The organism is Paenibacillus sp. PvP094, assembly GCF_040546835.1.
In the GTDB taxonomy this organism is placed as follows: domain Bacteria; phylum Bacillota; class Bacilli; order Paenibacillales; family Paenibacillaceae; genus Paenibacillus; species Paenibacillus illinoisensis.
On record NZ_JBEPOM010000001.1, the window covers coordinates 5,568,393 to 5,588,771 of the forward strand.

At 43.6% G+C, this 20,379-nt stretch carries 17 protein-coding genes; 4 read left to right on the plus strand and 13 right to left on the minus strand.

Annotated features, from left to right (window positions below; translation table 11 throughout):
* The first annotated feature begins 7 nt into the window (after positions 1 to 7).
* On the plus strand, positions 8 to 1,519 hold the full coding sequence (locus ABIC22_RS25280) for an extracellular solute-binding protein (protein ID WP_354484679.1): 1,512 nt from the start codon (positions 8 to 10) through the stop codon (positions 1,517 to 1,519).
* Positions 1,520 to 1,619: 100 nt separating this feature from the next.
* On the opposite strand, the gene ABIC22_RS25285 is transcribed toward ABIC22_RS25280, so the two are convergent.
* The 3 genes from ABIC22_RS25285 to ABIC22_RS25295 all read right to left on the minus strand — a co-directional run bounded on the left by ABIC22_RS25285 (position 1,620) and on the right by ABIC22_RS25295 (position 6,689).
* Complete coding sequence (locus ABIC22_RS25285) at positions 1,620 to 3,893, minus strand: helix-turn-helix domain-containing protein (protein WP_354484681.1); 2,274 nt, start codon at positions 3,891 to 3,893, stop codon at positions 1,620 to 1,622.
* A 514-nt stretch (positions 3,894 to 4,407) separates the two neighbouring features.
* Positions 4,408 to 5,700, minus strand: a complete 1,293-nt coding sequence (locus ABIC22_RS25290; protein WP_354484683.1) for a UDP-glucose dehydrogenase family protein — start codon at positions 5,698 to 5,700, stop codon at positions 4,408 to 4,410.
* Entirely contained in the window at positions 5,697 to 6,689 is a 993-nt protein-coding gene (locus ABIC22_RS25295; RefSeq protein WP_354484685.1) for a sugar phosphate nucleotidyltransferase, read from the minus strand. Before ABIC22_RS25295 ends, ABIC22_RS25290 begins: the two co-directional genes overlap by 4 nt.
* A gap of 265 nt (positions 6,690 to 6,954) precedes the next feature.
* Between ABIC22_RS25295 and ABIC22_RS25300 the strand changes: the two genes are divergently transcribed.
* A complete protein-coding gene (locus ABIC22_RS25300) occupies positions 6,955 to 7,965 on the plus strand; it encodes a glycosyltransferase family 4 protein (protein WP_354484687.1) in 1,011 nt (336 codons plus the stop codon).
* Positions 7,966 to 7,970: 5 nt separating this feature from the next.
* Complete coding sequence (locus tag ABIC22_RS25305) at positions 7,971 to 8,717, plus strand: glycosyltransferase family 2 protein (RefSeq protein WP_354484689.1); 747 nt, start codon at positions 7,971 to 7,973, stop codon at positions 8,715 to 8,717.
* A gap of 114 nt (positions 8,718 to 8,831) precedes the next feature.
* On the opposite strand, the gene ABIC22_RS25310 is transcribed toward ABIC22_RS25305, so the two are convergent.
* The 10 genes from ABIC22_RS25310 to ABIC22_RS25355 form a co-directional block, all read right to left on the minus strand.
* Entirely contained in the window at positions 8,832 to 9,332 is a 501-nt protein-coding gene (locus ABIC22_RS25310) for a PIG-L family deacetylase (protein WP_354484691.1), read from the minus strand.
* A gap of 19 nt (positions 9,333 to 9,351) precedes the next feature.
* Positions 9,352 to 10,428 carry a glycosyltransferase gene (locus ABIC22_RS25315; RefSeq protein WP_354484693.1) on the minus strand — a complete coding sequence of 359 codons (1,077 nt, stop codon included), beginning with the start codon at positions 10,426 to 10,428 and terminating at the stop codon, positions 9,352 to 9,354.
* Positions 10,429 to 10,769: 341 nt separating this feature from the next.
* Positions 10,770 to 11,906 (minus strand): glycoside hydrolase family 76 protein, encoded by a 1,137-nt coding sequence (locus ABIC22_RS25320; RefSeq protein WP_354484695.1) that lies wholly within the window; start codon positions 11,904 to 11,906, stop codon positions 10,770 to 10,772.
* A 33-nt stretch (positions 11,907 to 11,939) separates the two neighbouring features.
* Positions 11,940 to 12,827 carry a carbohydrate ABC transporter permease gene (locus tag ABIC22_RS25325; RefSeq protein ID WP_354484697.1) on the minus strand — a complete coding sequence of 296 codons (888 nt, stop codon included), beginning with the start codon at positions 12,825 to 12,827 and terminating at the stop codon, positions 11,940 to 11,942.
* 10 nt (positions 12,828 to 12,837) lie between these two features.
* A complete protein-coding gene (locus ABIC22_RS25330; protein ID WP_483312566.1) occupies positions 12,838 to 13,785 on the minus strand; it encodes an ABC transporter permease in 948 nt (315 codons plus the stop codon).
* Between the two features lie 115 nt (positions 13,786 to 13,900).
* Complete coding sequence (locus ABIC22_RS25335) at positions 13,901 to 15,538, minus strand: extracellular solute-binding protein (RefSeq protein WP_354484699.1); 1,638 nt, start codon at positions 15,536 to 15,538, stop codon at positions 13,901 to 13,903.
* 212 nt (positions 15,539 to 15,750) lie between these two features.
* Positions 15,751 to 17,406 (minus strand): sensor histidine kinase, encoded by a 1,656-nt coding sequence (locus tag ABIC22_RS25340; RefSeq protein ID WP_354484701.1) that lies wholly within the window; start codon positions 17,404 to 17,406, stop codon positions 15,751 to 15,753.
* The gene (locus tag ABIC22_RS25345; RefSeq protein WP_354484703.1) at positions 17,375 to 18,127 is read right to left on the minus strand and encodes a response regulator transcription factor; all 753 of its coding nucleotides are present in this window, start codon (positions 18,125 to 18,127) and stop codon (positions 17,375 to 17,377) included. The genes ABIC22_RS25340 and ABIC22_RS25345 overlap by 32 nt, the downstream gene beginning before the upstream one ends.
* Before the next feature lie 248 nt (positions 18,128 to 18,375).
* Complete coding sequence (locus ABIC22_RS25350; protein ID WP_354484705.1) at positions 18,376 to 18,882, minus strand: GNAT family N-acetyltransferase; 507 nt, start codon at positions 18,880 to 18,882, stop codon at positions 18,376 to 18,378.
* Positions 18,883 to 18,989: 107 nt separating this feature from the next.
* On the minus strand, positions 18,990 to 19,904 hold the full coding sequence (locus ABIC22_RS25355) for an arginase family protein (RefSeq protein ID WP_336780005.1): 915 nt from the start codon (positions 19,902 to 19,904) through the stop codon (positions 18,990 to 18,992).
* Between the two features lie 105 nt (positions 19,905 to 20,009).
* Between ABIC22_RS25355 and ABIC22_RS25360 the strand changes: the two genes are divergently transcribed.
* A complete protein-coding gene (locus tag ABIC22_RS25360) occupies positions 20,010 to 20,348 on the plus strand; it encodes a winged helix-turn-helix transcriptional regulator (protein ID WP_153978407.1) in 339 nt (112 codons plus the stop codon).
* Positions 20,349 to 20,379: the final 31 nt, after the last annotated feature.

Here is a 20,379-nt window from a genome sequence, read left to right on the forward strand (position 1 = left end):
TTTGAATATGAAGAAACCATATCGGAAGTCGTTGATTAGCACTGGAGCTCTTATCGCTTCATTAAGCTTAATGATTACAGCATGTGCCAGTAACAATTCCAACGAGGCTCAGGGGACAGGTACGGGCGGTGCACAAGGTACTCTCTCCTTGAGCATGATGCTGCCAACGTACAGTGCGGAACAGATGAATGCGAACAGCTCCATTTTGGCTCTGCTTGAGGAGAAAACGAACACGGATCTAACCGTGTCCTGGGTCCCCTCCTCATCCTACACGGATAAATTAAGCGCTACCGTTGCCTCCGGCGAGCTGCCCAAAACGTTCGTTGCTTTGGAGCCAAAAGCTTCTTTTATCATCAATGCTGCCCGGTCAGGCATGTTCTGGGAATTGGGACCGTATCTCGACAGTTATCCAAACCTGAGCAAGATGTCTGATGTTGTGTTAAGCAACTCATCCATTGACAACAAAATCTATGGCCTGTATCGCGAACGGGATATTGCCCGTTTCGGTCTGATGATTCGACAGGACTGGCTGAACAATCTGGGTTTGGAGGCTCCGAAAAATGTGGATGAACTTTATGACGTATTGAAAGCGTTTGCCACAAAGGATCCGGATCAAAATGGCAGACAGGATACCGTCGGTCTTGCGGTAGGCATGCAGGGAAATAATATCGCTGGATTCAAAGACATTTTGGTCTATCTGGGAGGCCCAAATGAATGGGAACTGAAAGACGGACAGTTAATCCCGGCTCACATGACCAGCGCTTATATGGATACCTTGAAGTTTTACAAGAAACTATATGATGAGAAGCTTATCAATCAGGATTTTGCGCTCGTTCAGGACGGTCGATCGGTGATGTACAAAGGTAAGGCAGGATTGTGGATTGACAACATGGTGGATGGAAAGAACATTGAAGAGAATGTCAAGAAGGTCGCCCCCGATGCCAAAATCAATCTGATTAACCGCATCTCTGGCCCGAACGGAAATGCCACGCGAGCAGGCACAGGTTATTTGGGAATGTACATGATTCCGAAAACAAGTGTCAAAACGGAAGAAGAATTGAAGCAAATTCTTGCTTATTTCGATAAGGTATCGGAGAAGGACATGCAAAACCTTTTAAAATATGGCGTTGAAGGCAAGCAGTACTCGGTTGAAAATGGAGAATACAAACAAAACCCGGATCCCAAGTTGCGGTCAGAAATGACGGATAGCAACCAGTTTATGATATTGCAGGATCAGGTGGAGAACTTCGGTACAGAATTGGAGAAGCTCAGCACAGAATTGTTCAAAGACAACGCCACTTTTGCTATTCAAAATCCTGCCTCTCCTTATATCTCTAATACTGCCATTGAGCTCGGTAATGAACTCAATAAAATCATACAGGATGCCACAGTCAAGTACATTATGGGTACCGTCAGCGAAGAGGATTGGAATCAGGCGGTGGATAAGTGGCTGCAAGGTGGCGGAAGCAAAATTATTGAAGAGATTAATGCAGATTACGCCAAATCTGCCACTAAGTAATATCGGGTATCATCTCGTAAATTCGCAAATAGCCCCTAGGACGCTGAATTTTATCTCACGACCTAGGAGCTTTTTTTGTCTAAGAGAAGTTGGCAGCACGTTATTGTTCTTCTCTGTACTTTCCGGGAGTCGTTCCAGCAATTTTCCGGAAGGAGCGAATAAAATTGGCCGAATTATTGTACTGCAGGCGCTCTGCAATTTCAGCAATTTTCATATCCGTCTCCTTCAGCCACTTCTTGGCCATATCCATTCGGTACATTGTCAGGTACTCCCCGAAGTTTACCCCCGTCTCCTGTCGAAACACCCGACTCACATAATGAGGGTGATAATTGATTCGTGCTGAGCAGCTTTCCAAGGTTAATTCCGAGTCGAACTCCCGTTGAATCATGTCGACGATGGCTTCCGATATATGTTTAAACTGCGTTTCACGGCGATGCTCCAGTTCCTTGGCGTATGGCACAACAAATAATGTCCAAAACCAGGTCTTCATCTCCGTAACGTTCCGCAGCTTAAATAATGTATCAATTAAAGAGGACTCATCTCCCTCGATGGCTTCCATTGGAATAGAAAGCTCATGACCGAATTTGAGGAAATTCACCAACAGCCTCAAAAGTGACAAATGATAGTGCTGAAATGGTGTTTGGGCCGGAAACAGTTCCTCCATAAAATGTTCCAATTCGATCTCGGATTGGGCCAGGTCTCCTGCTCGTATGGCATCGAACAGCGCCTGTTCTCGGTGATGTGGAAACCTGCCCGGATCATTTTTCTGCGGCTGCACATCCTCTATAAACAGAATGGACTCTTGCCCAAGTCCCACACTAAATTTCAGTGATGTCATGGCTTCATGCAGTGCATTCCTTGCTTGGTCAAAAACGTGAAATGGACGGCTGATTCCGATACTAACCCGGATCCCGAGATATTGGGCAACTGCTTTTTGGACGTCCACAGATAACATGAACAACTCTTCCTTAAGCTCTGCACCCTCGTTCGATGAGCCGATCAGGGTAACTTGGTAATCAGTGGCCACTACTGGTACCAACCTGTTATCACTTGGTATCAATTCACCGACCATATTACTGATTGCAAACAATAATAAGTCCCGATTCCTCTCCTCGTAGCGGGTACCTATAAGGGTGTCCATCTGGATCGCAATCAGGCTCATGGACGACCATGTTTGCTTAACGCCATACAGTCCCAATTTCTCTTCAAAATCGGTATGAGCAATCTCACCCTTCAGCAATTTATGCATGAAGAACTCTTTCAGCTGTGATTGTTGGCCCTGGAGCTCGTTCATGACAACAGAGTGGTTACGAATCAGATCGTTTACCCGTTCTCCGATCACTTGCAGTTCTCCCGAAGCTCTCTCCCTCCCTGCTTCCGGGGTGGCTACAGCTACAAGGGTCGAATAGATGGATCGAATCGGGCTGTACATTCTCTTCGAACCAAACCACGCCAGAATTAGAGTAATTAGCAAGATCAAAAAGCAAACGAGTAAGGTAATCCAGCCAATGATCTGATTCTGCTCGTTCACTTGTTCGTTAGAGGCCACTGAAACATAAACCCAGCCATTGTAGGAAGATTTACGATAGGTGACGGTTACCGTCTCCCCCTCATGCTTGGATATGTACTGCCCGGTGGTGGATTCGGTTTCTTGAAGCTGTTGAAGATAGGACTCCCCCGACATATTGCTTCCTGGTGACGCACCTTCATCACTTCGATGAATAAGATTTAAATCGCGATCCAATATGAAAGCGTTTGCTATTTTCCCGTTTTGAACGGATAACGTTCTCCTTATTACGTCGGGAGACAACGCTACACTGATCAGGCCTTTGGGATTCGCAGCGTTAAAAGGATATTTTTTGACGAAATAGACAGACTCCGACGAATCATTCAGATTATCCTGCCCTCTGCTCCAGAAAGATCCAGCCTGTTCACGAGAAAACATCTCTAGTTGTGACTTGAATTCAGGGGAGCTGTATTCATTCACACCCGTACTTGTAACCAGCCATTTCTTGTTTAAACTGTACAAATAGATCTCATTAATTCCCAGCTCGTACGTTTGAATCGTAGCAATACCCTTATACAGCTCATGAACCATTTCATAATCCTCATTCGTAATCGGCTTGCTGAATGCCTGTCTAACGATCGGGGACTGCAAGAATTGCGTCGCCGAGTTATCGACGGTTCTCAGCATTTGCTCTACACCCATCTGCGTTTGCTGCAGCAGCAATTTATTGCCTTCATTCACCTTTTCCTGAACGGACAAAGAGGAATTATAGTATGAAAAGGTACCCAGAACAATTACCGGGAGAGTTCCTATGACAATAGAGAATAACAATAGCTTCCACAAAAAAGAAAGGGAACGTAATTTCATAATGCCTCCTCGGGAATTCCGGTTCATTACATTATTACATTAGTTCCCAGATGAGGATACGTCAATCCTTTTTAACTTTACCTTACGACTACATACTCTAGCATTTAACCAAAAGGGGGTTGGTTAGTATGCTAAAAGAAACTTTGGATTACAGTTCCAATGTTGTTACACCTATTACTGGTGGAGTTAATATTCCGGTGCCCATCTCCTCAGCAGGGATGCCCACTCGTATTCACTACGACAGCCTACGGCCAGTAATTTCATTGCAGTTCATTGGATATAATCTTGCTCTTTAATCCGAGATGTAAAATCCCCTGGTCCTCAGTATCAAGGACTAGTGGATTTTTTATGAGGAGCTTAACTTCTTCATAATAGTTTTATGATTTCGAGCCGGCAGCATATCCTGCAACAATAATATCAGTCATTAAATCCAAACATCTTCTAATTAAAAACACCTCTAGGTTGATGAGTATTACAAAAATCATCAACTTAGAGGTGTTTATTCTCTCAAATATTAGTTGTAACCCACACCTTGATAATAGTAACCCAGCGATTTCATGAAGTCCGCATTTAACATGTTTCGGCCATCGAAAATGTTGGGCTGCTTCATCTGTTTCCTTAGCATACTCCAGTTAAGGTCATGATACATTTTCCACTCCGTACATATAAAAATAGCATCTGCATCTTTAAAGCCTTCCTCAGCGGTAGCCATGGTCTGAATATTTGAATTCTTCAAGTATGATGGAAGTTTGGCGACAGGGTCAAACAATTTAATTTGTGCTTGTCCCGCAGTCAGTGACTGAATGATTCGGATCGCAGGAGCTTCCCTTATGTCATCCGTATCAGGCTTGAATGCCAAGCCAAGAACCACTACTTTTTTGTTTGCAAAATCTCCTAGTCTTCTTCTAGCTGTCTCAACCATATACAAGTATTGTGTTTCATTAACTTCAACAACATTCTTCAGTACCTGCAGTTCCGTATTATTATCCTTAGCTATGCGGAGTAGAGCTGCAACGTCCTTTGGAAAACATGATCCGCCATAACCAATTCCTGCTTGCAGGAAGCTGCTGCCAATCCTTTGGTCAAGACCCATCCCAAAAGCAACCTCTTTTATATCTACACCTAGCTTGTCACATAATCTGGAAAGTTCATTAATATAAGAAATTTTTGTGGCTAGAAAAGCATTCGATGCATATTTAATGAGTTCTGCGGTCCGCGGTGTTGTTACGACAATGGGGCATTGAACTGAAGCGTAGAGGGTCTGAAGCATTTTTGCCGCTTTAGCACTCTTCGCGCCAATGATAACCCTGTCTGGATTTAGTGAATCCTGCATTGCTTTACCTTCCCGCAGAAATTCAGGATTCGATGCAACATCATAAGGATAAGAAGTTGCCTGAGACCCTAATATCCATTGAGTCACTTTTTCCTGCGTCCCTACGGGTACGGTACTTTTGTTAACGATGAGTTTATAACCGTTCATATAACGACCAATATCTTGTGAAACCCGCTTAACATAAGTTAAATCCGCATTTCCATCATCAAGTGCTGGTGTTCCCACACATATAAATATTACATCATTCTCCTGAATAGCTTTTGCTTGATTTGTAGTAAACATAACCTGACCTGTTTTAAGATGTTTTACCAGTAGTTCCTTGAGACCCGGCTCATAGAAATAAAGTTCACCTTTCATTAATTGATCGACCTTGTGTGCATCTGTATCAAGTCCTACTACTTTCCAGCCCATCTCGGCAAATACCAAGGCAGTGGTCGTACCCACGTAGCCTGTCCCAATCACGAGTATTTTCATTCTTCGTCACCCTTCCTTCTCGCTTCCAAGCCAGCCAGGGTAGAACCGATCCCCACTACCGTATTAACAACAGCGTGTGTTAGTCGCTTGATATGAACATTACTTAATAAAATGCTGTCTCTGATGTAGCAGTTTTTAATAGTGGAATCTGCACCAATAGAAACGTAAGGACCAACCACACAATCTTCTAAAATACAGCCTGCTTCTATAGAGACTGGGGCAATAATCTTGCAGTTTTTTAGAGTCACCGAAGGATGAATATCATTTTCAACCGGCATCTCCCGAAGCATTTTTTGATTGGCATCAAGCCATCTCTGTAAAGTTCCCACATCAATATTTGCTATTTCAGCTTGATGGTAAGATACCGAGTAGCCCTGTTGAATCAGCCATTGGATCGCATCTGTAATTTCATACTCTCCTCTGGCCGAAGGCTCGATCTTTTTGGCAGCTTCGAAAATAGAGGAGGTAAAACCGTATGCTCCTAATACCGCAAGATTTGATTTGGGAGCTTTCGGCTTCTCTACAAGCTTCACAATCCGGTGGTCTGCCACCTCTGCAATACCATAGTCTTGAGGGCTATCCACTTCCGATAGAAGCAGCGCAGCATGATTCCCTTGTTCTTCTATTTGCTTTTTAAGTTGAGAGAGTGAAATGGAAATTAAGTTATCTCCCAACAGTAAAATGAATGAGTCCTGACCAATAAAATGCTCTGCTTGCAATATGGCGTCTGCAATTCCTTTTGGATCTTTTTGATAAATAAACGAAATATTCGCGTTCCACCTAGTGACATTCTCTAAGCTACTTTTAATGAGTGATTCTTGGGATTTTTGGATTACTATTCCGATCTCAGAAACCTCTTGTTCGACCAATTTATCTATACAGGAGTGCAACAAGGGAGTATTGGCTACAGGAATCAATGATTTTGGATAAGAGAAAGTGAATGGATACATACGGGAACCTTTCCCAGCACAAAGAATTAGTCCTTTCAAGTCGTTTCCTCCCTTCTAATTTTCACTTCTGTATACTCTATGAAAAACAAATATATTTGGATTGGACGAACATCTGATAGATTTTATAGAAAGGCTCTAACAGCCTGGAAACGTTTCTCAGAAAACTAAGTTTTCTAATTCTTAAGAAATGGTTCGTTGACGCTTGTGAAAATTTTCTGACGCCCATTCATTCCACAGGTCATTCGCATAAGATGACGGCAAAAGAGCCGTTGGCTTCATGCTAACCAAAGGAGACTGAAATGGTATGAAAATAGTTCAAATATCTACGAATACACTTCCCGTTCCCCCAGAAGATTATGGCGGCACTCAGCGCGATATTCACTACCTGACAGAAGAGTTGGTTCGACGAGGTCATGAGGTCATTTTATTTGCTAAGAAAGGTTCGAAAACCAAGGCCACAAGGACGTACGAATATCCTACTGATGACCCGGATCAGCAGTTGGATTTCATCATTAAGCGCATTCCTTCGAATGTGGATATTATCCATGATCACTATGGCATTGTTGCGAAAACAAATCCGCCCATTCCTACGCTCCACAACTCTCATTCCAAAAAGGCAAAAGGATCACAAATCCCCGTATTTGTAAGCAAGAAAATTCGTGATAAGAACAAGAAAGGTTACTTCGTGCATAACGGGATTCGTCTTAGTGACTATACTTTCCGAACCAAGAAAAAGGGCTATCTTTTATTTTTGGGTAGAATCATGAAAGAAAAAGGAGTTCATTTAGCGATTGAAGTTGCACAAAAAACGGGGAAAGAATTAATTATTGCTGGGACAATTAACAAGCCTGCATATCAAGAGTATTTCGATAGCGAAGTCAAACCGCATCTAAATGAAAAGATACGATTTATCGGTCCTGTCGGTGGAGCAAAGAAAATTAATTTGATTTCAAGAGCGAGCTGTGTGTTATTTACCTCTACATGGAACGAACCCTTCGGACTTGTGCTTATCGAATCTTTGGCTTGTGGTACACCGGTACTCGGATTCAAAGCAGGGGCCGTTCCAGAAGTGCTAAAAGGCTTACCACAATTACTATGTAACTCTACGGATGATATGGTTCGCAAAGTGAAATACCGTAACAATTTCCCCACCGCAAGAGTTTGCCGATCCTATGTAAAAAAGCATTTTTCGGATAAAGTCATGGCTGACAACTTTCTTAAGTTGTATAAAAAAGTCATCACGAATAAGGAATATAAAATTGTCCGCCAGTCGGTGTGGAACACCAGAAAAAATATGATTCTGAAAAGGAGTTGAAATTAGTGGCTTCAATCATAGCGTGTACCATGAGACCTGAATATATGGATAACATTTTTGCGAACTATGAACGACAGGAATGGCATAACAAAGAAATGATCATTATCCTTAATAAGGATAGTATGAATCTTAAAAAATGGCGAAAGAAGGCAAAAGAATACGAAAATGTTAGAGTCTATAAGCTTCCTGAGAAATATACACTGGGAAAATGTCTTAACTGGGCCATTGCCCGGGCAAAAGGTTCGTTTATTGCCAAATTTGATGATGATGATTATTATGGTGCTCATTATTTAAAAGAATCCATCATTGCACTAAGAACACAAAAGGCACCTATAGTTGGTAAACACACAGCGTATATTTATTTTGAGTCGAAAAAAGCGCTTATGGAATACCGACCCGGACAAGAGAATGTGCCTGGTAAAAGGGTTAAAGGCGGGACATTGTTTTTTCGTAAAAGGGTATGGAAACATGTGAAATTCCCAGAGGATACTATTGGTGGATCGGATGCCAAATGGGCAAAAAAATGCCGCAGGGCTGGATACACTGTATATTATGTGTCTAAGAAAAATTACGTTTGTATTCGAAGAGAGAACATTCAGTCACATACGCAGAAACGCGGCACTGAGGAATATATGAGAAATTGTACATTAGTTGCCTACACGGATGACTTTATACCTTATACAACCGAAATTATTCCAGATGAAGGTACCCGTAGAGAAGAATCCAATTCACTCTCAAATGGCTCTAATTAGCAGATTGGACATTTGAAGCGAAGAATGGGCTGTTCCGGTAGTGTAACTACTTTAGGGACTGTCCATTCTATTCGCTGTAACAAACAACATTGCCGCACATTCGATTATTATACACTACCTTAACTTCCGAATACTTTCGTAATCAGTATATTTCTTTAGCCATTCAATGTCCTGACTTCTGTATCGTTTTAAAATTTTGTATTTTTGCTTGATCAGATCTTCAGGCAACTTATACTTAGAGCGTTTAAAGATGTACATTTTATCCTGAGCTAACTCCTTTACAATCTGATGCAGTGCTCTGTGTTGCGTATGGCCATATTCGCCCTTTTTATTGTGGGTAACAATCATCCTGATCTGAGGATTGGCTTGCAGCACCTGTGCGATATCTTTTTTCAAAGCCTTTCGGTTAAAATCTCCTCCCCATTTATCCTTATAACTCCACATTTCATATTCTGCTCCTACGTCTTTCATTGCTTTTTTAAACTCTCTTGCCCGCACTTTGTGTTTTCCATTGGTTACACAAATAACTTTCCATCCTTTTCCCTTTATAAGTTGAGCTCCTCCAAAGATTATTTCATCATCAGGATGGGCTACAATCATCAATTTATTGAACATTGTTTTCCCTCCAAATCTTCTAGATGAAGGAGTGATATAAGCTAAGCAGCTTATCGACGATGCCAGAGATATTAAATTGCTTCTTAACGAATTCACGTCCTGCTTCTCCCCAATTTTTTGAACTTTTCTTAGACCTTAATGCAGTAAGAATCAGATTTTCGATCTTGCTTATTTCAAGAGTTTCCTTGGCTCTGTGATCTCCGAAGTAATACCTCCAAGCAAGCTTGAAATTATCTGGCTTCACAATTCCAAAAATCCCCTTCGCACCGATCGCAATGACAGGCCGCTTGCAGGACATCGCTTCAAGAGCTACTCGACCTGTTCCTACAACAACGTCACTAATCGAGAAAAAGGACGATGTATCTAGGCGTTCACCCAATACATGAATACGATTACTGTGTTTTCTAGCTGCTAGTTTCTTGACACTATTCAATCCTGGTCCACCACCAACCACTACGACATGCATGTTTGGGGATGAATCCATACAGCGCTGTGCAGCTCTTAAAAAACTTTTACATATCTCTGCTTTTTCATCCTCAATACGGCTGACATACAATAGCACTTTCGACTTACTGGCAATGTTTAATTGTTCGAGCAACTGCTTGTTTCTGTTGTATCTAAAATGCTGCGTATTAATTCCATTTGGAATTAATACAGATTGGATGTTTTTCTCTTCCAGCCACTTTTTAACCGGCCAGCTAACGCTAATAACCGCGTGACGACTATAACATCTCTTCATTATTTTCGTGATAAGTGTCCGAGGATAGTATGTCCCATGTATGGTATAGACAAAAGGGATTCTTAGCTTTCTGCTGAGGGCGCTACCGATTATTCCGGTAGATTCATGGTGAGCATTAATGACGTTGATCTTATGCTTGATAATCCATTGCTCCAATCTTTGCCGGTCGTTTATTTTCGTAAATATTGGACAACCAAGCGCCCTGAACTTGGACAACAAACTCCCCCGATTACCTGCTACATAAATGGAGACCCCTCTTTTTCCCATCTCTTCGACAACAGCGGACACATATGTCTCAGTTCCTCCCACTTCAAATTTATCTATGATCATAAGCAATCGAAGAGTTGGCTTCTTCATGAATTTCCCCTCCAATAAGGTTATGAATCTCACTATCACTATTCACTCCTTATAGTATGGGATGTTAATGCATGTCGTTACCGGAATACACCCAGGAAGACAAAACGGGCGGTTTATAGTATTGCGAATGAAATCTCTTTAAAGTTTGTGCGAGCGGATGACTACTTCTCCCTCAACCGAGAAAGTTATCATTTGCCCTCTACCAAATAGGCACCATACTCATAGAAAATTTTGGTTGCTAACCGCATAGAAGCATCGAAACCCTTGACAAGGGATCCGATGCCTTTTCTACACATTGATCTATAATAGATATTTTTAAAGTTACGACGATTCAAGTGACACTATTTCCTTGACTTAACTGACTTGGAACGTTTCCCAGTTTCGAGCTTCGCAGCTGCCTCAAGCAGAAAGACACCGCTTAGCTGGGCCGTAAGATGCAGCGGATTCTGGGCCGGTTGACCCCAAGCCTGACCGAATAATCCATTTTTCCGACTGCCTTTCCATAACGCATCTGCATTCCGGAAGATCGCTTGCTTCAGAGTCTTGTTATGCCCGGCATCATACAGCTCTACCATGTAACGGATCAATATGCCTTTGAACAAGGCACCATCTCCATCCCCATCCTCTAAGAAAATTCCGGTTTTCTCATTCGTCAAGGACTTTAGGGAGCCTGCAGCTGTCTTCTCTGCATCCTGCAAATACACCTGATCTCCCGTAATCCGGTAGAGCTCCACGCCGGCACCTATGAATGTGCCCTGGTTATAGGTGAAGATCCACGCTTCATTCACATCAAGTGTACCGTCTTCACGCAGCACCAAGCCGTCTGCGACGAGTCCTGTTTGCGGATTAACGAGATAGCGTTTTTCCCATTCGTATATTTTTTGAGCCCATTCCAGATCCTGAGGATCACCAAAACGCTCATACAGCCTTGCTGCCAGAATCGAAGCCGGACCACTTGAACACGCATTACGGTTGTATCGCTGGTCCTTCTTCCAAGCCATGCCTCCCAGGTCATCTTCCCACCAGGCTGTCTTGATATCTGCCCAGAGTTCAAGCACGTAATCTTTCATTTCTACACTGCCTGTGGCATCGTAAAGACGGAGAGCAGCAAGAGCCAGCCATTCCATATCATCATAAAATTCATTATGAAGCGAACCATTGCGTTCAATAATACTGCGCACCAGCTCTTCCGCCCGTTCCGTATACGCTTCGTCTCCTGTTCGTTCGTATCCGTCTACCAGTGCATCAACAGCATGAGCCTTCCACCAATAATTCAAAGGCTCTTCACCTTCCGGAGTCGAAGGATAAGCGTTATTCATCATTTGTGCTTCATCGTTCCAGTAATATTCATCCAGTTTCTCTTGCGCCCACTGTGCTTGACTGGCATAGTGCTTTTTGCCTCCACCACTTGCACCCATCGTAGTAACCAGAATAATACTGAGAACCACCGTCAGACTTACGATTTTCATCTTTCGCATTTGCATATCCCTTCCTTTCTTAAAGTCATCAGATTATTCCTTCACTGCCCCGAGGACGATACCGTGGATCAAATAACGCTGTAGAAAAGGATAGATTAATAGTATAGGGATCATCGAGACCAGAATTTTGGCAGAATTCAATGTCGTGTTCGAAATTTTATTGTACTGCTGCAGCTGTTCAACAGAGAGATTCTGCATTTGGTCTCGCGTAAGACTAAGCCGCTGCAGGTAAGTCTGTAGTGGTATTTTAGAGCTGTCGTTAATGAGAATGATTCCGTCAAAGAAGTTATTCCAATGTCCAACGATGACAAATAACATAATAGTCGCCAAACTCGGCATGGAAATCGGAATGAAGATGTTAAGCAGAATTTTGATCGGCCCCGCTCCGTCAATAAAGGCAGCCTCTTCGAGTTCCTTGGGTATGCCTTTGAAGAAGTTCATGAGCAGGATCACATTGAATACGGGTACCGCACCCGGTAAAACCAGTGCCCAGATGCTGTTAATCAGCCCTAGCTTGCTAATCACCATGTACCAAGGAACAATACCTCCGCTGAATAACATCGTAAACACGATAATCCACATGTATGTGTTCCGGGATCTGAACTGTGAAATACTGCGTGACAAGGGGTAGGCCATAAGAATGGTCAAAATCATATTGATCGCACCACCAAGCACCACCCGTTCAACCGAGATCAGAAACGCATTCCAGAACTTCGTATCTTTCAAAATCTGTGCGTAGGATGAGAAGTTCAGCTCCACCGGGAGAAAATAAACCCGGCCTGCATTCACTGCCGTACTGCTGCTGATGGAAACCATAATCGTATTTACAATCGGTGCTAGGGACATGAATGTAATCAGGATCAACGTGAACATAATCAATAGTCGGGATAGCCTGGAACCGAGTGATTTGGATTGAATCATGCTAACCCTCCTAAAAAATTCTGTACCCCGCATACTTGGAAGCCAGTTTATACGAAATGACAATCAGAACAAAGCTGATCACCGATTTCATCAAACCAATGGCTGTTGCGAACGAATACTGCATATTGATCAGACCCATGCGGTACACAAAGGTATCAATAATATCACCCGTTTCATATACGAGCGGATTATACAGGTTGAACACCTGATCAAATCCGGCATTGAGTACGTTTCCGAGACTCAATGTACCCAGTAGGATAATGGTTGGGAACATGCCTGGCAGCGTAATGTGGAGCGTCTGCTTCCAGCGATTCGCACCATCCATTGCAGCGGACTCATACAAGGCAGGGTTAATTGCCGTTAACGCAGCCAGATAGACAATGGTTCCATAACCAAACTCCTTCCAGGTATCCGTTACGATCAGCAGCGGTCTGAACCAATCGTTGCTGGCCAGAAACATAATGCGTTCCAAGCCGAGAAGCTCAAGGAAGTTGTTAATCATGCCGTCAAAAGAAAATATCATGGTCAGCATCGTGCCCAAGACAACCCATGACATGAAATGCGGTAAGTACACAATCGTTTGAATCGAACTCTTGAACACTTTCAGACGAACCTCATTAAGCAGAAGGGCGAATACAATAGGAACAATCAATCCCAGCACAATTTTCCCGACAGCAATGACCAGCGTGTTGATAAAAATCTGCTTCGCGTCCGGCAGTTGAAACATATAGGTGAAGTTGCTAAGCCCCGCCCATTTGGAACCGAATATGCCTTTGGCAGGAATGAACTTCTGGAACGCCATGATTACGCCGAACATGGGCACAATCGAGAAAATAAACAGCATCACCATGCCAGGCAGGAGCATAAAATGATAGGTCATTTCGTCAAATCGCTTACGTTTCTTCTGGACTGAGCGTAGTTCCCTTTTGGGTGGTATCGTCGTTTCTGGTTGCGCCATTGCCTTCTCACCTCCATCTTGCTATATCTATAGGCATGTCATATCGCTAAAGGCAGTTGCGGAAGTCTGGTATCAGGCTTCCGCTATGCTACAGTCCTGCTTCGCACATTCTGTATTACCTTTGAGCCATCTCGTTCACTTCCTCCGTAATCTCATCTCCGCCTGTGCGCTTCCATGTATCGACAAACGTATCAAATTCATCAATAGGAGCTTGCCCCATAATGATCTTGAGAATTGTTTCCTCTTCCAGCTTTTGCAGGTTCGCCCATTTCAGCTTCATCGTCTCTGTCGTCCCGTAAAAGCCTGCAGGAGTCACTTCCAGATTGGGATTATTCGCTTCTCGTTGTCCTTCAATTCGAGATAGATATTCGCCATAGGTGTTGACGTCAACGGCATTGCCTTTCTCTTTGAATTCCTGATAAGCCTTGAACGAGACAACCCGGTCTTCCTGAACGGCGGAAGCATCTCCGGACTCATCGGCTTTCATGAGATCTTCGTAATAGCGCTTCAGCACATCGTCATAATCGACCTGCATTGGAATCTGAGTAGGATCGTTATTCCAGCGGCTCGCATCAGTCAACATCTCATCGGGATGTTCCTTCTTGTAGTTGATCGCATCATCCGTTAAGGAATAAAGGAAATCCGTAGTCAGATTGACCGATTTCATTATGGCTTCTGGATGGGCGAAATTCTTGTTCACAACAACGATTCCTCCCCCCACAGGATCCTGTCGAATTGTTCTGAACTTGCCGTCCTGATCCAGTGGTGCAGATACCGCGACCCATACGGCTTCGGGATTTTGCTTGATGGAATCCTTGTAATTGGTATAGCCGATCCACCATGGATTAAAAACGATTCCCGCCTGTCCGTTGATCACCAGTGCTTCCTTCTCTTCACTTGACCGGACTGCAAATTGTTTATCAATCAAGCCTTCTTTGTACATGGCGCTAACTTCAGCAAGTACCTGCTTCATCTCGGGCTGAACGGACCCATATACCACCTGACCATCCTTCTCGATCCAATTCGTTGGAAACGCGCCATGCGTCGCGAACATTGGGCTAAAATTCATCGCATTTGAATCCATGACCATACCCACCGTCTTGCCTGTGCCAGATACGTCCTTTTCCACAAATGTTCTGGCAAGATTCCACACATCTTCGGCCGTTTCCGGCAGCTTGGCACCCACTTTATCTACCCAATCCTTCCGAATCCACAGCAATTGGTGTTGATTACCGATGTTTGTCATCGGAAGCCCCATAATTTTGCCATCCACCTTCACTTGATCAAGCAGCAAATCACCGTAGGAGCCATAGATGTTCTTCACACCTTCGGATGCTGTCTTTTCATATACCTCAGTCATATCTGCGATCAGATCATTATCTACCAACTGATTAAATATCTCCCGACTGACTAACATGACGTCAGGCAATTCACCCGTGGTCATGGATAAGGACAGCTTCTGATCCATATCGTCTGTTTCCCAAGCCACCTTCGCTTTGACATTCACGCGATCTTCTACATACCGTGTGGCCAAATTGTCCTCAATGGTGTCACCAGGAGGCAGGTTATTCACATGATTGGTATTACGGCCGATCGTGAATTCGACTGGCGTCTCATATTTGCCGTAAGGTTCGTAGTCCTGCTCTGATATCTGCGGCTGTGCGGTATCACTGTTCCCCCCGCTGCAGCCACTGAATACAACGAGCACCATACAGGCCATCAGCAGTGAAGCGATCTTGCTGCGTTTGTGCATCCTGTCATCCCCTTTATGTGATTTACTTGAATAATCAAATTGTATGCGTTTTCATTTTTCGCGTATATGCAATTATTTTCGGATATGTATCACTTTTTTCATGACCTCAACGATCTTGTGGGCCTTGTAATTTCTAACTCGGAAACCAAATAAGCGGCTGCCGAAGCAACCGCCTTCAATACTTAGCATTTTATTTGAAGTATTCCTGCTGCTTACGGTGAAGATGCCGGAATCACCATGGATACTTCTGTTCCGTAACCGGGTTCACTACGAATAACGAGCCCATAGTCCTGCCCGTAATAGAGCTTCGTTCGGTCATTCACATTGCGCACACCGCATCCCCCATTTTCACTGGTTAACAGCTGTGTGATCTGTTCCGAAGTCATGCCTACGCCATTATCCGTAACGGCTAATCTGATGCCTTCACTCACTCGCTGAACTGTAATCTGAATGCCGTAATCCTTCGCTGCTGCTCCCACAAAACCATGCTTAATGGCATTTTCCACAATGGGCTGCAGCACAAAATGAATGACTTGTTCCTGCTGTACCGCTTCATCAACATCATAATCCACATCAAACAGACCATCATTCATAATTAGCTGCAAGTCCAGATATGCCTTAATATGCTGAATCTCAGCCTCAATCGTGGTCATATGCCTTCCTTGGTTCAACGTCGTTCTGTAGAAACGTGCTAATGCAGATACCATATAACTTGTTTCAATATCGGCCTTTTTCTCGGCCCTCCATCTGATAAATGAGAGTGTATTATACAGAAAATGAGGATTAATTTGACTAATCAGCCTGTTATATTCACTTTCCTTCTTGGCGATCTCAGCGCGATAGACCTGTGAGATCAGACTGTTGATCCTTCTGAGCATCTTCCCGATCCCATTCGTCAGTTCACCAAATTCATCACGGGAAGAACTCTGAATGATCACATCCAGATTGTTTCGTTCCACCTTGTCGACTTTGGTTTTGAGGCGAAGAATTCGGCGTGTAAAGTTAGTGGAGATGATATATATCAGCAGAAAGGTAATGATCAGACTGAGGATGATGACGAATAGCGTGATTTGAAAAATGCTCATTGCATTCGCGTAGGCATTGGTATTCAGCAAATTGTAATAGATCGTCCAGCCATTGCTGGCAAGGGATCGACTTAAACTCAGGTCTGTCATTTCCCTTTTCTCCAAATCAACAGCACCAATCCGCTTTCTGTTTTCCTGAAAAATGATATGTTGTTCCGGATCTTCCATATGAACGGATACGTGCTCAGACAGATTATCCAGATCTCCAAAGATGCTGTCATGCTGTATGGATATGACCATAAAGTTGCTGTCTTTTGGATTGCTGATCAGTTCCTGAACCAGGTAGAGCTTCTCTCCGTCCACAATCCAGCGTCTGCCCCGAAAACCATCGTACCACGCCTTGCTCCTCAGCTCCCCTATGGGCAAAATGTTATTGCGAATTCCGAGCAGTTCTCCCGATGTGTAGAAGGTGATCCCTTCAATATCATCGTCCATCAATTTGATGTTCGAGATCATCGGCTCCATAATGTCACGAAAATCCAGGTACATCTGATAATAATTTTCATCATAGTCTTTGGTGAATATCTGAGAGAAATCCCGATTAAGTACCATAAACTCGCTTAGCGTATTGTAACGATTGATTTTGTAATCCATAATGCTGGCTACCTGCTCCATGCTTGCTTCAGCTTCGCTTCGCAGCTCTCTCATCTGAATACGATAGGATTGAATGAAGGAGAGTAGTCCAAGCAGAAGAATGGGAATGAGGGCAATAACCAGATGAGACAGCAATAATTTGTTGCGGAACCTGATATCATTGAACCTGCTCTTGATCCACCCGATCATGAAGCACCCCGCACTCTCTGAACTGTAACGGACTAACGCCGAACTTGTTTTTGAACAGCTTGGCAAAATATGAATGGTTGTCAATGCCGACAGCCACCGCAACATCATTAATTTTCATATTGGAGTGAACAAGCAGATGGCTCGCACGGCTCAACCGGTAATCCGTGAGATATTTGGAGAAGTTCTCTCCGGTTTCTTTCTTAAACAGAATGCTTAGGTATCCTGGAGACAGATACACGTCGTGAGCTGCTTCTGTTAGTGAAATATCTTTCTGATAATGATCCTTCACATAATCCTTCACCTGCCGGATCACCTTCATTTCCATCGTTTCAGGCTCAGGCTTCCCCGCGGTCGGACTCATCTTCGTAATATCTACCATCACCTGCAAAAACTCTTCCTTCATAAGCGGTTTAAGCAAATAATTGACGACACCGAGCCTTAGGGCACTGCGTGCGTATTCAAACTCATCGTATCCACTGCAAATAACGATATCGATATTTTGCTGTGTTTTGCGTGCGATCCTGCTAAGTTCCAGTCCGTCCATGAGCGGCATTTTTACATCGGTAATCAAAATATCAATTGAATTTCGTATCAATAGCTGCTCTGCTTTCTTTCCGTTCTCCGCTTCCATGATGTGAAAAGGAAATCCATACAGGGCGATCAAATCCTTGATTCCTTCTCTTTGAACACACTCATCATCCACAACAAGAACATTAAACATTCAGACATCTCCTTTGCGCGTGAAAGTGAGAGGATAACCAGCACAAATATCTCTTCGTTATTCATGGGTTGTCAGTTACAACGTAGTATATCATAGAATGAAGAAAGGGCTTTCATTTATATGCGTAATTTCAGATCCGTGTTTCATGCAATAAAAAAAGCCGCTATTTAAGCGACTTCTCCTCTTATGCTGATCAAAAAATCATTCATTGTCTGACTCATTCTGTTGAACTGACCTGGAAGCTTCGTTTAAGAAACGTGGATTGCCTTTTCCATAACAAAATCATCCATCACAAACCCATTGCCGATATCCGCAACCTGCTCCCGGACAGTCTGGAATCCTTTTTTCTCATAGACAGCAATACTTGATTCGTTATGGCGATTGACGGTCAACCAGATCAGGTTAATGCCTCGTTCTATACATTGTTGCTCCAGAAAAGCGAACGCCAGGCTGGCGTAGCCTTGGCCTCTATGTTCCTTGCCGATGTAAAACTTACTCAGGAACATTTTGCCTTCCTCTACTTTTACAGACATGTATCCGACAGGCGTATCATCACGTTGCATGAAATAATATTCATAGCCCTGTTCTTGGATTTGTTCTGTAACAGCTGATGCCGATTGATATTGTTGAATCATGTAATCGATCTGTTCAAGCGTAATGATGGATACGTAGTACTCCTGCCAAATTTCGGCGGCCAAGCGGGACAGCGCAGCGATTTCTTCGGGTGTACTAACTTTCGGAAAGATAAGATTCATGGTCAGCCTGCCTTTCTTAGCTCTCTATCAAATTCATTCAGACTCCCTACATCGTATCAAATATTCCGATAGAATGTTAGCCACACCTATGTTCGAAGCTTTGCACCTTACGTATTTAATATCGGTATCTCGCTGAGCAGATCTCTCATATGAATCGCATCCCACGGCATATGCTCGGTTATACCCAGTCCCACGACCTCTGTTTCTTCCGACAGCTCCTTAAGCAAATGCAGAAGTTGAGGTAACTGCATGGTTCCGGCAGGTGAGAAAACATAGGGTTCGTCAGGGTTAGCAAATAGTAGAGAACGGAATTTTTTTGGGTCTAGCACATCCAGATCCACGTGAATGGCAAGATGTTTGATTCCACTTTCTCTGATCCATTTCTTAATCACTTCAGTGCTGCTCGAGAGCTCCTCTGTTCCGGCTGTTTTGATTCCCAGTCTCTGAATGACTTCTGTATCTGATTCCTCAGCGTATACACCCATTCTTTCAAATGCTTCCGAAATCACTTCCATCTCTTGTTCTGTAGGAACTGCCAATCCCGCCATAAAGATATTTTCGGGCTTCAAAGGAACCTTCACATGTCTCGAGAACTCCTCGTCTCCCTCACCCAGAAGATTCCCGAGTGGCAGCGTATGTCCGTTATCATAGCCCACATATCGAACCAGGTCACTGTGTGCATCAATCCAAATTAACCCAAGGTCCCCTCCATATCGTTCGTTAAGATAGGCAAATGGTGCTTGTTCGACCAAACAGTCGCCGCCAAACATAACAATACGATCCGGCTTGTGAGCCTGGATGATATGCTGGGCAGCCTCCAGCTGTTCCAGCAGTTGTGTTCTTCCATTCATGCCGTTCTCGTTCACAAGTGGTGTTCCATCATAAGCATGAACGGGTACCTTAATTAGGGGTTGATCATTATCTGGTGCCAGCCAGGCTAACAGTTCGGCTCCAAAAGAATAGTTAGGATTGTTGCCCCCCTGCCATTGCGGCATGAGCAAGCGTATTGTTTTTGTAGACATATGATACTCTCCTTTACTTGAAATTAAGGCTAGTATAAACTGAACGAAAATATAATCGTAGTACGCACTTTAATGATAGGTACTACCCGGAAGGATAGTGTACGTATGAGCATGGCTGATTATAAAGGTAAAGTGAAGAACATTCAGGATACCCCTTTTGGGTATACGGTGTCTGTCATCGGGGGTAAATGGAAGATGGTGATCCTCTACCTTTTGGCTGAAGGTCAAACCGTTCGATTCAATGACTTGAAGAGGCAGATTGGAGCGATAACCTATAAAATGTTAAGTTCACAACTCAAAGAATTGGAAGCCGATGGTCTGGTGAACCGGAAGGAGTACCCGCAAGTTCCACCCAAGGTCGAGTACAGTCTCACCGCCAAGGCAGAGAGCTTGCTGCCGATTATGGAAGAGTTATGTGAATGGGGAGTTAGGAATCAACCATAACGCGTGTCTAGGGATTCGATGATTTCTTTGT

Coding starts and splice junctions, on each gene's coding strand:
- ABIC22_RS25280 (WP_354484679.1), top strand. CDS start 8: ATGAAGAAACCATATCGGAAGTCGTTGATTAGCACTGGAGCTCTTATC.
- ABIC22_RS25285 (WP_354484681.1), bottom strand. CDS start 3,893: ATGAAATTACGTTCCCTTTCTTTTTTGTGGAAGCTATTGTTATTCTCT.
- ABIC22_RS25290 (WP_354484683.1), bottom strand. CDS start 5,700: ATGAAAATACTCGTGATTGGGACAGGCTACGTGGGTACGACCACTGCC.
- ABIC22_RS25300 (WP_354484687.1), top strand. CDS start 6,955: ATGAAAATAGTTCAAATATCTACGAATACACTTCCCGTTCCCCCAGAA.
- ABIC22_RS25310 (WP_354484691.1), bottom strand. CDS start 9,332: ATGTTCAATAAATTGATGATTGTAGCCCATCCTGATGATGAAATAATC.
- ABIC22_RS25315 (WP_354484693.1), bottom strand. CDS start 10,428: ATGAAGAAGCCAACTCTTCGATTGCTTATGATCATAGATAAATTTGAA.
- ABIC22_RS25320 (WP_354484695.1), bottom strand. CDS start 11,906: ATGCGAAAGATGAAAATCGTAAGTCTGACGGTGGTTCTCAGTATTATT.
- ABIC22_RS25325 (WP_354484697.1), bottom strand. CDS start 12,827: ATGATTCAATCCAAATCACTCGGTTCCAGGCTATCCCGACTATTGATT.
- ABIC22_RS25330 (WP_483312566.1), bottom strand. CDS start 13,785: ATGGCGCAACCAGAAACGACGATACCACCCAAAAGGGAACTACGCTCA.
- ABIC22_RS25335 (WP_354484699.1), bottom strand. CDS start 15,538: ATGCACAAACGCAGCAAGATCGCTTCACTGCTGATGGCCTGTATGGTG.
- ABIC22_RS25340 (WP_354484701.1), bottom strand. CDS start 17,406: ATGATCGGGTGGATCAAGAGCAGGTTCAATGATATCAGGTTCCGCAAC.
- ABIC22_RS25345 (WP_354484703.1), bottom strand. CDS start 18,127: ATGTTTAATGTTCTTGTTGTGGATGATGAGTGTGTTCAAAGAGAAGGA.
- ABIC22_RS25350 (WP_354484705.1), bottom strand. CDS start 18,882: ATGAATCTTATCTTTCCGAAAGTTAGTACACCCGAAGAAATCGCTGCG.
- ABIC22_RS25355 (WP_336780005.1), bottom strand. CDS start 19,904: ATGTCTACAAAAACAATACGCTTGCTCATGCCGCAATGGCAGGGGGGC.
- ABIC22_RS25360 (WP_153978407.1), top strand. CDS start 20,010: ATGAGCATGGCTGATTATAAAGGTAAAGTGAAGAACATTCAGGATACC.